Consider the following 11,631-nt stretch of genomic DNA (forward strand, 5'->3'; position numbering starts at 1 on the left):
CCGGTCACACTGAACCACGTCTGGTCAGATGCCCCTTCCTTCAGTAAGAAAGATGGTGGCCATGACCAAGCCTTACCCGGTCGAAATGGCAGAAAGACGCCGTCGGTTCTCCGCTGAGCGGCCCCGCTGGGGATGGCGTCGAGCAGCTATGACGGCCCGCCTGGCCGGCCGGGTGGTCAACAACAAGCGCATCCGCCGGCTGTGTCGCCACGAGCCGGCGCTGTGGTGGCTCGCCGGTGCGGTGCTGCCGGTGGGCGTAAGAGGCTCGTCATGGTGGCTTCAGCAGCGACCGACTGGAAGCTGGTCGAGCAGACTTTCTCTTTCCTACAATCCTATGCTGGGGACCATCCGCAGGCGGCGCGGATCGCAAGCACGTTCGCCTCGCTCATCAAGCCAAGCTGTTAACTGCTCGCCGGGCTCGCTGGCCTGATCTGGCTCAGCTCACACAGCGCAAGGCGATCCATCATCGCCGGTATCACCCTCATCGCGGGTGGGTTAACGGCTATGTTGATCGGCGGCATGGGTTTTCCGCATTACCTCATCCTATTGTTCGCGGCGGGCGGCCTGGCCGCCACCATGCCGGCCAAGCCGGGCGCCGAATTGTTTCCCCAGCGATTGTCGCCAAGAGCGCTGGTCGGGACACTGGCCATCGCGGCTGCTCTCCTGCTGGTATTCGGTCACCTCATGGACAGCTGGCGGCCAGTGTCAGCCCTGCGGGCGCTGGCCGCGTTCTCCGCCGGATCGGTCAGCCGAAATCAAGCATTGGACCGTGCCTGTCCGCCAGGATGGTCAGTCCTCGTCTGGCGCTGGGCGGCGGAAATCTACGTTGCGCAGGATTGGCAGAGTAGTTCGCCGTACATGAAACGTTGCCCTACTGAGCATGACCCCCGCTAACCGGGAGGCGGGCGAGCCGACGGTGCGCGCTGGGATCGACCGGGCCCAGTGCGTCGACGCGACCATCATTAAGCGCCCTGAATGCCCCGGGGAGCGGCCTGAGGGGCACCTGAGTTATTGCCTTCCGGAGAAATTGACGCTGCCGCGGTTCTATCCAAAATCGTCGCACTGATGCACCAGCAATTCCACACGGTTCCGTTCGACGGCGGCTGTTACGGGTGCACACTGTATGTACGCGACGTCTCGCCCTGAGACTCGGCGGTGCCTGGGCCTAAGAACGAAAGTGACTCGGCAAAGTGGGTTTTGGGCCTACGATCGGTCGTTGGTGTAGCGAAGTTCGGTGCGCTCGTGGTGTGGTTGCCGCAAGCGACTATTTGTACTGGATCGGAAGGAAGGGCAGCGGACGAGGCGTGTCTACAACTGATGCCGCCGCCGACGAATCCGGAGAGGGTTACCGAACTGCGGGACGCCCGCGGGTATTGAACAGCGGCCGAATTATGTCGATCACTGGCCGCGCCACGGCAGGTCTGCCAGGATTGATAGTAATCGGGACCCTGATCCGTATCCCGCAACTGTGGCACTGTCTCGGCGACATGCACTCGTTCCGTCAGACCCAAACATCTTATGTGGCTTTGGAATACGCCCGCCGCGGTATCGATTTGCTGCACACTCCGTTGCCGGTATTCGGCCCGAACTCCGATGTGCCGATGGAGTTCCCGCTGGTTCAGGCTGCGTCAGCCTTGCTTATTCGTATGGGAGTGGGGGCCGACTGGGCGATGCGGTTCTGCGCGCTGGCAGGGTTCCAGGCCGCGGCGATTCTATTGGCTGTTTTGGTATCCCGTTGGCACGGCCGATTGGCCGCGATCGTTGTGGTGGCGTTGTTTGAGTTTTCGCCGTTCGGGTTGGCGTGGGGCGCGGCCGCACTCATTGATTTTCCGTCTGTCGCACTCTCGCTGGGCATGGTTGTCGGCCTCGACTCCTGGTTTCGCAACGGTTCACGAGTCGGCCTCGTCTTGGGGGCGATGAGCGCTTGGCTGGCGTTTCTAGTAAAAGCCACCACTGCGCCGGCGTGGTGTGTCCTCCTCGTCGTTTCGGCGACAACCGCATACCTGACAGCACGTTCGCTGGGCCGCATCGTCACCGGACTACTGGCCGGCCCCCTGCCCGGTGTGTTTGCAGCGCTTGCATGGACTCGCTACGGCGACGCGGTAAAGGAACGCAACCCGCTGACCCACTTTCTGATCAGCAGCAACATGCACGACTGGAATTTCGGGACGCTCGACCAGCGTCTAGACCTGCATGCTTATCTGCCGCCTCTGACGAGGATCAGCACTGAGATCGCAGGGCCATTGGGACTGGGGCTAGCCATAGCTGTATTCGGGATCATTGCCTCGCCGACAAAAGTCGAACGAATCTGGCGCGCTGGCTGGCTGGCAACTGCGGCATTCGCCCCGCTGGTCTTCTTCAACCTGTACTACGTCCACAGCTACTACTTGATCGGAATCTTCCCGGCGATCGTCGCCGCCGTCGGGATTGGAATTGTTGCGGTCGCTCAGCGGGTAAACGCGAAGACGGCTGTCGTCGCGGCGGTCACGGTGGTCATCGTTGTCGTCGGCTCAGCCGCCCCGCCTGATGTCGGGCAATGGCTGTTCCCACCCCAACGGAATGCTGGTGGCGAACGCATACGCGCCGCCACGCGCCCGGACGATCTCATCGTGACCGTGGGCTGCCAATGGGACCCGACAACGTTGTATTTCGCTGACCGGCGCGGACTAATGTTGCGCGACGCCAGCCTTGAGGTGTGGAAACGCCAGAACATCAAAGATTATCGATATGTTTTCACCTGCGATCCTGGCCAAACGATTTCCAACTATCTCCCCGCCGGCTACGCAGTGATCCCAACGGCAACAGCGGGCCTGTACCGAATCACCACTCCATAAACCAAAGGGTAGTGGCCTGACCCCCGATCGGTTGATTTATGAGATCTGTACCCGATGATCGGTCCACCGTAATGAGAGTTGGGGCCGAGTGTTTAGCAAGAGGTCACATGCCCGGTCAGTATTCGTCATCGGTGCGTCGGCAAATCGTTGCTCGGCTTCGATCGGGTGAACCGGTGGCCACCGTGGCGGTCGAAACCGACATCTGTCGGGTGGCTGCGCGCCAGCCGATGACGCGGCGGGCAAATGCTTCAATCACGAACGCTACGTACAACATTCACGCCCACGTCCGGGAAATAGGTGCAGGTGTTGGCGACGGTCGAAGTCCGGCCATTCGCGACGGTTAAAAATTAGGCCACCCAATCAAATTGGATGGGTGTTCAGTCCCGGACACATAGCTGACAGATCGTTCCAGGGACATCTCTGACACTCTCCCGAAGTGAGAGTGCTGAGAACGAACGCTGGCTGGAGACCCTGCTGACCCCGATGCGCGATCAGATCACGGTGGCCGAGACGTGCCGCCGCTAGGGCATCTCCCGGCAGAGCTTCGTCTACCAACGCCGTCTCCACGCCGACGCGGCCGCCGCCTTGGCTCCGCTGTCGCGTCGCCGTTTGACATCGCCGGCACAAACCATGCCGGACCTTGAGGCAGAGATCGTGCGGGTGCGTAAGGCCAACGCGCGGTGGGGCGCCCCCACCATTCATACCCAACTGGCTCGCTCGGGCGCGCCCAACGTACCAGCTGTATTTACGATTCACATTGTACTGCAACGCAACTCATTGATCACGCCGCAAGCGCAGCGTGACGCTGAGCCAGCCTGGCGGCGCTTCGAACGCTATGCGCCCAACGACCTATGGCAGATCGACGGGGCCCAGATCACGCTTACGGACGGATCGGTTTACTGGGTGATCAACATGCTCGACGACCATGCCCGCTTCGCTATTGGCGCCACCGCCAGCCGGCGGTTCACCGCCACCAACGCGTTTCGGGCCACGGAATCCGCCATCACCGAGAATGGCGCTCCACGGCAACTCATCAGCGACAACGGGGTGCAGTTCATCTCCCGCGACGGTCACAAACCCGTGCACTTCCAGCAGCCCCTGGCCGCCACGGGCATACGTCAGCTCAGCTCGCGGCCAGCCCACCCACAGATCTGGGGCAAGTTGGAGTGCTACCACCGCACCTTCAAGGACTTTTACGTCGACCACGGACCCGCGAGCACGATTGACGAGCTGCAAGCCCTGTGTGACCGATTCCGCTGGCACTACAACCACCAACGGCCACACCAAAGTTTGAACCAGCAGCTACCCGCCGAGGTCTATCTGGCGCTGCCGAACGTCGCTCCCGGCGATCCGCGACCGCGACGCCGCAAGACCGGCCCACGCGTGCTGATCGTGTCCCCAAAAGGAAGCGTGCACTACCGCAAGCGCAAGATCGGCATCGGCATGCACTGGAAGGGCCAACACGTCACCGTCATCGAGACCAAGCCCGACCAAGTCGTAGTCGTTGAACGCACCGGAGCCGTGCTACGCGAACTGATCCTCGGGCCGTCGGCACTTACCACAGCAATGGCAGAAAGCGCGGCCGGCCCCGAAAGGACGCCCACCGCCGACAACACCGCTACTGTCAGCGATGTCCTGACAACAACGTGTCGGGGATGTCCCCGGTCCATACACAATAACCGCCGACCACGTGGCCTACTTTGGGTTCGGGATGCGGGTTCCTCGGTAGCGATACCGGGGTCACGGGGACCGTGGTTGCGCGGAAGAACTCGATACCGTCCGCCGCGATGTGCCCACCAGGGTCGGTGGCGGCGGATCACGTTGTGCACGTTGATTTTAGGGTGACGTTTCTTCAGCCAGCCGACGATGCGCCAGCACGCGAAGTGGTCGACGTCGGAGAAGGTGCGCTTGGAGACCCTGTGCTAGAAGTACGAGCGCCAGCCTCTGATGGCCGGGTTGAGCCGGCGCAGCAGATTTGCGAATGTGCGATGTGCGTCCCGGCGGGTTACGACACGGATCTTGTCCTAGATCGAAGCAAGCGATTTCTTCGAGAGATAGGTGTCGACCGTTTCGTTGATCCCGCCGCGTCCTTGCCAGGTTCGGCGTTCGATGCGCCAGCCCAGAAAATCGAACCATCATCAATGTGGGTGAGATGGGTCTTTTGCTCTGATGGGCGCAAACCCATCGGAGCGAATACTGTGGCCACTTGGCCGAATACGACTCGTCGCCGTCAGGGCTGCTGCCCATGCTCAGCGGTGCATCGAGCGACCTCGATCCGTACCTCGAAGTTCGATCCGCAGCTTGCGGCTGCCTTGGCGCTGTTCAATCGGTTGCGCTCGCGGAATTCCTTAATCGAAGCAGACCGGTATTCTCACCTACCGCGTCGGTATCGCTGCAGCAGACGCAGTGCCCCAAGCAGAGCAAGCGCTCCGCTTGTCGATCGCAAGAGCGGGCCCCGCATTGCCAACGCATACCAGTGCAGATACGACGGCAGCCAGCCGACTAAGTCGAATTTGCTGGTGCCCGCGGTTCGGTCCTCCCAGCTGCTGGGCACTTCGTCCACCCGGTAGCCCAGCAAGTGTGCCTTGACTGTGAGCTCCAGGCCGACCTCGAACCCGCGCATACTCTCCACTGCGACATCGTCGAGGAACCGTCGGCTGTATCCGCGGAAGTTGGTAGTGGCGTCATGGGTGGGCAAACGGCCTACGTAATGCAAGCTGAGCCCCGCCGTCCGCGACATCAGCGTTTTCAACCGCGGCCCGCCCTGCTGGCTGCCGCCCGGCATGTATCGCGATCCGCTGACGATGTCTGCTCCCTCGTTGCGAATCTTGGCCGCCATCAACGGAATCACCGACGGCGGATCCGATAGGTCGGCCATGCTGGTGATGATGGCGTCGCCGCGCGCGGCGGCGAAGCCAGCGATCAATGCATTCGCGACGCCCTTGCCGATGGAGTTGCGGACCAGCTGCACTGTGGCTGGTTTATCCAGCATGGCGGCGAGTGCAGGCAGCGTGGTGTCCTCGTCGAAGTCGTAACAGACAAGCAGTTCGTGTGGTGTGTCCGCTAGCGCCTCGGTCAGTCTTCTAATGCAAACTTGAATATTGTCGCCCTCGTTGTATACCGGGATGACGACACTCACCAGACGCTGGTCATCCGCCTCCCCTGGTAGCCGCCGCTTTTGGGCACGGATCACGAACTGTTTGCCGAAGATTGGCCAGGCCTTCCGGTTGTGCAGATACATCCGCACAAGGATCGGCGCTTGCGGCCACGGCGAGGACGACGTGTAAGGCAGGAAACGGTCGTATGTCTCGACGATTTTGAGCTGCTGGGACTCTAGCAACTCGATCAACGAGCGATCGCTAATCGGAACCGTGTGGTCCCAGAAATCCCAATAGTCGCCAGCAAGGAAGCGAATATTGGGTCCCATTGCGATGAGGTGGCCGCCCGGCTTGAGTACCCGGCGGGCCTCGGCGATGGTGTGCTCGACTTCTGCCTTGCTCTGCAGATGCTCCAGCAGGTTGCTGGTGAATACCACGTCTACCGAGCCATCTTCGAGAAAGCTGAGATCGTCCGCTCGACCTTCGTGGAACTCGATTCCTGGCTCGAGCATGCCAGCACTGTCCGGGTTGAGATCAACGCCGATTCGCCGCGCGGCGCTTACGTGATTCAGGAATTCGCCGTAGCCGCATCCCAGGTCCACCACCGTATCGCTGCGCCTGATCCACGCTTGAAAGAAATGGTGAACCAGCACGGCCCAAATGGCAGATCGCGACTCCTGGTAGTGGCCGAAACGATTACGGTAGAGCTGCTGAAGGTCAGGGTCACCCGCGATGCGCATGTCGTCCTTGTGGATACACGCAGCGCACGTCAGATGGTCCCAGCCTCGACGGCGTTCACAATCCAGGGGATGACTTCGTCCAGCATGGTATCCAGCGAGGTCGTCGCCGAGTAGCCGAGCATCTCGGATGCCTTATGGACATCCGGTGTGCGAAGTTGCACGTCATGCTCGAACGGCGGGTCGCTTTCGTAGCGAAATGGGGTGTCGGGGCGCATCTTGCGCCAAATCGCTTCTGCGAGTTCGAGCACCGTCGTGGCCTCGGGGGTGGAGAGATTGAAGTCCCCGTTAAGCGCGGCCGGGTGCTCCAGGCACGTGCGAATGCCGCGGGCCAGATCGCCGCCGTAGGTGTAGTGCCGCACCTGGGTGCCATCACCGAGGATGTGCAATGGGTCTTGACCCTTTACCACTTTCTGGACAAGGTCCGGAACCACGTGGCTCATCGCGAGTTTGACGTTGCCGCTTGGAATTTCGCGACCGCCAATCGCCCGCTGCTCACCGGTGCCCACGCAGTTGAAGGGTCGGATGATCGTGTACGGCAGCCCGTACTGCTCGTACGCACCGTGCGCGAAATACTCACAGGCCAGCTTCTGGAATCCGTAAGTGCTTGTCGGAGGCGGGCACTCGGTGACGTGCTTCTCCGGAGTCGGGAAAATGGTCGCGTTCTCGAACACCATCGACGAGCTGATCACGTTGATCTTCTTGAGCCAGCCTTTTTGGTATGCGTAGATCGCCGTGTCGAAGTGGGCGGCCGCAATCCGCTCGTTTTCAGCCAGCAAGTCGTAGGCGTACTCGTGGAAATAGGTAATGCCACCGATGCGGGCCGCGCTGGCCACCATCTGGTCACACCCTTCAACCAGTTTGAACATCAGGTCAACGTCTTTGACGTCGCCCTCGACGAAATGGTAGCGCGGGTGATCGTCGTAGCTCTTTTTGACGGGGCCGTACTTCGAGTAGTTGTCGATCCCTACCACCTCGTGGCCGGCGCGCAGCAACTCGTCAACCACGTAACCATTGATGAATCCCGCGCTACCCGTTACCAGCACCTTCACTGGGCCGCCGCCCCCGTACCCAAAGTCGCCAATTGGGCTCCATTCAACGCGTCGTCGCCAAGCTCGCTGACATCCAAGCATCCCCAGACATCCTCGACTATCTTGCCTCGCGGCACCCGTAGGCCTCGATAGGCGGAGTGCGGCACACCGACCACTAGTACGTCGGCACGCTCCACCACGGTGTCCAACGGGTAGTAATCCGGGCCCTCAAGGAATGGGTCGTGCAGCATGACTTTCTTGCCTTCGAGTATCAGCAGATGCCGGAGTTTGAAGCTCAGCGAGTCGCGGGTGTCGTCACAATCGGCTTTGAACGTCATGCCGAGGATACCAACGGTCCTGTCCCGCAGGTTAACGCGGCGCTTGAGCATGTTGACGATAAACTGTGGCTGGCCTTCGTTGATGAGCATGGCCGAGTGTCCCAGCATAAAGTTGTTGTTGCTGAACGCGGCGAGCTGCATCGTGTCCTTCAGCAGGCAGGGGCCTGCCGCCAATCCGGGTTTTGGCAGGCTGTCGACACGGCCGTTCTTATACGTGGCTGCATGGTGGACGCGGTCGAAATCGAGTCCGGCCTCGCGACTGAGCAGATAGAACTGGTTCGCGACCGCGAACTGGATGTAGCGGTAGCTGTTGCAGAACAGCTTGGCGAGCTCGGCTTCCTGCGGCTCGACCTCGATGATTTCACTGGCTATCCGCGAGAACAGCTCGCGAACCACCCGGCGCCCATCGTCGTCGAACCCGCTGATGATCTGCGGAATGATCCTGAGCTCGCGAAGCGAGTGGCCCTGGGCGATGCGCTCGGGGCAGAAGGTGACGTGCACGCCGATCCCACGCTGCTGGAACATGTCGTGCACACGCTGGGTCAGTCCCGGGTAGACGGTGCTTCGCAGGACCAGCGTCTGTCCGTCGCGGAAGTACGGACTGATCTCGTCGATGATGCGAAAAAACGTGTGCGCCTGCGGTGTCAGGTATTCGTCGACCGGCGTCCCCACCACGCAGATGACGATTTCGGCATTCCGAACCGCCCATGCATCGGTGCTCGCCGTGATGCGCCCAGTCGGTAATAGCCGCTTGAGCAGCTCCTCGGCCCCGTTCTCGATGAAGGGCATCTTGCCGGCCATGATGGTTTTTAGGGCCGCTTGATTCGTGTCGAGGATCTCGACGTCGAAGCCTTCATCTGCCAGGACCAGTGCCAGCGGTAGCCCGACGTGCCCGGCACCGCCGATGATACAGATGCGGTTATCGGGTTGAATTGCCACAGCAACCGCCACCTCCGTTTCTTGTCTTAGGCTTCGTCCAAGGGTGTGACGTCAGCAAAAGCGGTTCCAAACTTAGCTGCTGTTGGAGCCATGAGAACACGACTATGCGGCGTCTCTCACGAACACCAACCAGGCCGTTCCCCCCGCGGCTCCGATGAGGGCGGCAGCCTTGGCGTACAGCATTTCATGCACGGGGGACCTTGTCAGAACTTTGGCCGGTTCCGCCACTTCCGGCCGCAGCGACCTACTGCCCGGTATTTTGCTGACCGTGGAGCACTTATTCGCCTACGCAAACAACCGAGAGTCGCGGAAGAAGCTGCGCTACGCCGCTGTCGCTGGTGTTTTTCTCCCAATCGGACAAGGTCTAATCCAGGTTTTGGGCCCGTTGCTCGACGACTACACCGCAGCATCGCTGCTCGCGGCGGCCGTCGTCACAGTTCCCGACTTCTTTGCCAACAAGAACTTTGTCTGGCGTGTCACTTCGCGGGAGAATTTGCGAAAACAGGTGCTGGTGTTCTGGGTGGTCGTCATGCTGGCCGTCTCGCTGGCCACGTTTTTCACCTATCTGGTTGAGAACGCGATGGCCGATCAGACGACACTCACCCGGGGTACCGCGGTCTTTGCCGTCCAAGTGCTTGGCTTCGGCATCGTGTGGATCGGCCGCTACCTCATCTTGGATCGTTGGTTCTTCAAGAGCGCCGACAACGAAGTCCCAACCTGATCCGATAACTTGCATAGATGGTCGCAACGCGCGCGGAATGCGTCCGGACATGGTGGTCGGCGACGACATGGGGCTCCGCACGTTGGCATCGATTGCTCACTGCGCTGGCCTCCGCGTTCTTTTTTTGGCCGCAATACTCGCTCGACGCAGCCGTCGGGATCGATCCCTCCTGGCAGGCAGCGGTCGCGCTGGCCCGCATTCATCACCTGGCGTGGGGCCCCGAAATCGTGTTCACATACGGGCCCCTCGCGTTCCTGCAGAACATCGGCTCCTACTCGGTTGAGCAGGCAATACTCGCGACCACCTACCAGGTAACCGTCGTCGCCGCCCTGTTCCTGGGCATCGCGGCAGTGCTGCGCCGGCGCTACCCGCCGATGACATCGCTCGTTGGCGCATTCGTGACGACCGGCGTCACCGCCGTACTGCTCGGCTACTTGTACCCCGAGCTGGTCGTTCTTGCGGCCTTCGTGTGGACCAGTCTGCTGCTGTTGCAAGACGACCCGCAGCGGTCCACGGCATTGACCACGTGCGTCGCGCTAGGCGCGGTCGGGGGTTTTGAGCTGCTCGTCAAATTCAACACCGGCCCCGTCGTTGCGGTGATCGCGCTTGCGGCGTCGATACTGCTGGACTGGCGAGCCGCCTGGCGCCACTGTGCAACAGTGGTCGCGTTCGCGGCGCCTATTCCTGTCTGGTGGCTGCTCGCAGGCCAGCGGCTGGCAAATGTGCCGACCTGGCTCGGGTACAGCTCGCAGATCGTGTCCGGCTACATCGAGGGGCAAGCCATCCCCATCCCGCTGAATGCCGTAGGCGCGGTCATCCTGACTCTCGCCTGGATCGTAGTAGTTTGCCTGATGTACCTGCGGGGCGGGGACAAGATTCCGCGACACTACGTGGTGCTGGTCGCGCTGGTGACCTTGGTGATCATCAAGACCACGTTCGGACGGTACGACGACAACCATTTTTCTGTGTTGCTGGGCCTGATGGTCGTTACGGTCGCCATCACCCCGCTCTATGGGATTCTGCGACGGTCGTTTGAGATCGCTTTGGTGGTGGTGCTGGTCGTCTACCTCGCCGGGATCCTGGTGATCGAGCAACGGCCGCTTGCGGTGGTGCAGGCTCCCGGGCGCGCGGCCGACCGGCTGGCCGCGCTCGCCTGGCCGGGTCTGGCACGCCGACACGTCGAACAGGGCAAGGCGCGACAGCGCGCACAGTACGGCGTGCCCGAGCGCTTCCTCAAAACCATCGGCCAAGGCACCGTCCACGTCGACCCCGAGGAGACCTCGGCCGTGTGGGCGTACGGCTTGGCGTGGCGCCCGGCACCGGTCTTCCAGACCTACTCGTCCTACTCACCCACCCTGGACGAGCTCGACGGCGATACGATTTCCGGCAGAACTCAATTCGTGCTGTCCCGCCGCTCCCCGACCACGCCGGGCACCGGCATCAATGACCGGCTCCGAGTCCAGGAATCCCCGCTGTATTCGCGTGCACTGCTGTGCAACTACACCCTAAGCGGCGTCGAGAACCGCTGGGCGCTGTTCACCCGCACCGGCCCGCACTGCGGACCCCTCACCCCGTTGTCGGAGGTCGGCGTCGGAAAAAACAACTCGGTCAACATCCCTGCCCCCAGCGGACCCCACATGGCGGTACTGGTTGGGATAGACCTGGATCCAACTGTCCTCGACCGGCTGTTCCAGGGAACTGTCGTTGCGCTGACCACCTTTACGGTGGTTGTCGACGGGGTCAGTTACCGCCTTATCGCCGGCAACGCCGCGGAGCCGTTTCTCGTCTCGACCCCTGCATCGGTCAATGACACGAACCTCGAGATCCACGCCCACACCATCGGCGTGGGCCGTAGTCGATCGCTTGGCCAGGCGGATGTCGCTGCACGACTGCGTTTCTACGAGATGCGCATCGATTCCTAACCGACGGCTGA

Annotated in this window: 9 protein-coding genes and 1 pseudogene; 6 read left to right on the forward strand and 4 right to left on the reverse strand. The window is 61.5% G+C overall.

Annotated features, from left to right (window positions below; genetic code table 11):
* Nucleotides 1-100 precede the first annotated feature (100 nt).
* From AC5Y7D_RS06365 to AC5Y7D_RS06380, 4 genes and pseudogenes are all read left to right on the forward strand, one after another.
* Nucleotides 101-214 (forward strand): annotated as a pseudogene (locus AC5Y7D_RS06365) (IS3-like element ISMyma8 family transposase); the annotation flags it as partial.
* 290 nt (nucleotides 215-504) lie between these two features.
* Nucleotides 505-894, forward strand: a complete 390-nt coding sequence (locus AC5Y7D_RS06370) for a hypothetical protein (protein WP_499922474.1) — start codon at nucleotides 505-507, stop codon at nucleotides 892-894.
* A gap of 497 nt (nucleotides 895-1,391) precedes the next feature.
* Nucleotides 1,392-2,834: a glycosyltransferase family protein gene (locus AC5Y7D_RS06375; protein WP_499922475.1), complete on the forward strand. Its 1,443-nt coding sequence runs from the start codon at nucleotides 1,392-1,394 to the stop codon at nucleotides 2,832-2,834.
* 777 nt (nucleotides 2,835-3,611) lie between these two features.
* The gene (locus AC5Y7D_RS06380) at nucleotides 3,612-4,679 is read left to right on the forward strand and encodes a DDE-type integrase/transposase/recombinase (RefSeq protein ID WP_499922476.1); all 1,068 of its coding nucleotides are present in this window, start codon (nucleotides 3,612-3,614) and stop codon (nucleotides 4,677-4,679) included.
* Nucleotides 4,680-4,756: 77 nt separating this feature from the next.
* Here AC5Y7D_RS06380 and AC5Y7D_RS06385 read toward each other — a convergent pair whose 3' ends face one another.
* The 4 genes from AC5Y7D_RS06385 to AC5Y7D_RS06400 form a co-directional block, all read right to left on the reverse strand.
* Nucleotides 4,757-4,852 (reverse strand): group II intron maturase-specific domain-containing protein, encoded by a 96-nt coding sequence (locus tag AC5Y7D_RS06385; RefSeq protein ID WP_499922674.1) that lies wholly within the window; start codon nucleotides 4,850-4,852, stop codon nucleotides 4,757-4,759.
* Nucleotides 4,853-5,205: 353 nt separating this feature from the next.
* Nucleotides 5,206-6,672 (reverse strand): glycosyltransferase, encoded by a 1,467-nt coding sequence (locus tag AC5Y7D_RS06390; protein ID WP_499922477.1) that lies wholly within the window; start codon nucleotides 6,670-6,672, stop codon nucleotides 5,206-5,208.
* Between the two features lie 29 nt (nucleotides 6,673-6,701).
* Nucleotides 6,702-7,721 (reverse strand): NAD-dependent epimerase/dehydratase family protein, encoded by a 1,020-nt coding sequence (locus AC5Y7D_RS06395; RefSeq protein ID WP_499922478.1) that lies wholly within the window; start codon nucleotides 7,719-7,721, stop codon nucleotides 6,702-6,704.
* Nucleotides 7,718-8,989 carry a nucleotide sugar dehydrogenase gene (locus tag AC5Y7D_RS06400; protein ID WP_499922479.1) on the reverse strand — a complete coding sequence of 424 codons (1,272 nt, stop codon included), beginning with the start codon at nucleotides 8,987-8,989 and terminating at the stop codon, nucleotides 7,718-7,720. The genes AC5Y7D_RS06395 and AC5Y7D_RS06400 overlap by 4 nt, the downstream gene beginning before the upstream one ends.
* 157 nt (nucleotides 8,990-9,146) lie before the next feature.
* On the opposite strand from AC5Y7D_RS06400, the gene AC5Y7D_RS06405 reads away from it, so the two are divergent.
* The gene (locus AC5Y7D_RS06405; RefSeq protein ID WP_499922480.1) at nucleotides 9,147-9,698 is read left to right on the forward strand and encodes a GtrA domain-containing protein; all 552 of its coding nucleotides are present in this window, start codon (nucleotides 9,147-9,149) and stop codon (nucleotides 9,696-9,698) included.
* Between the two features lie 17 nt (nucleotides 9,699-9,715).
* Entirely contained in the window at nucleotides 9,716-11,620 is a 1,905-nt protein-coding gene (locus AC5Y7D_RS06410; RefSeq protein WP_499922481.1) for a hypothetical protein, read from the forward strand.
* Nucleotides 11,621-11,631 lie beyond the last annotated feature (11 nt).

Source organism: Mycobacterium sp. NGS49, assembly GCF_059812565.1.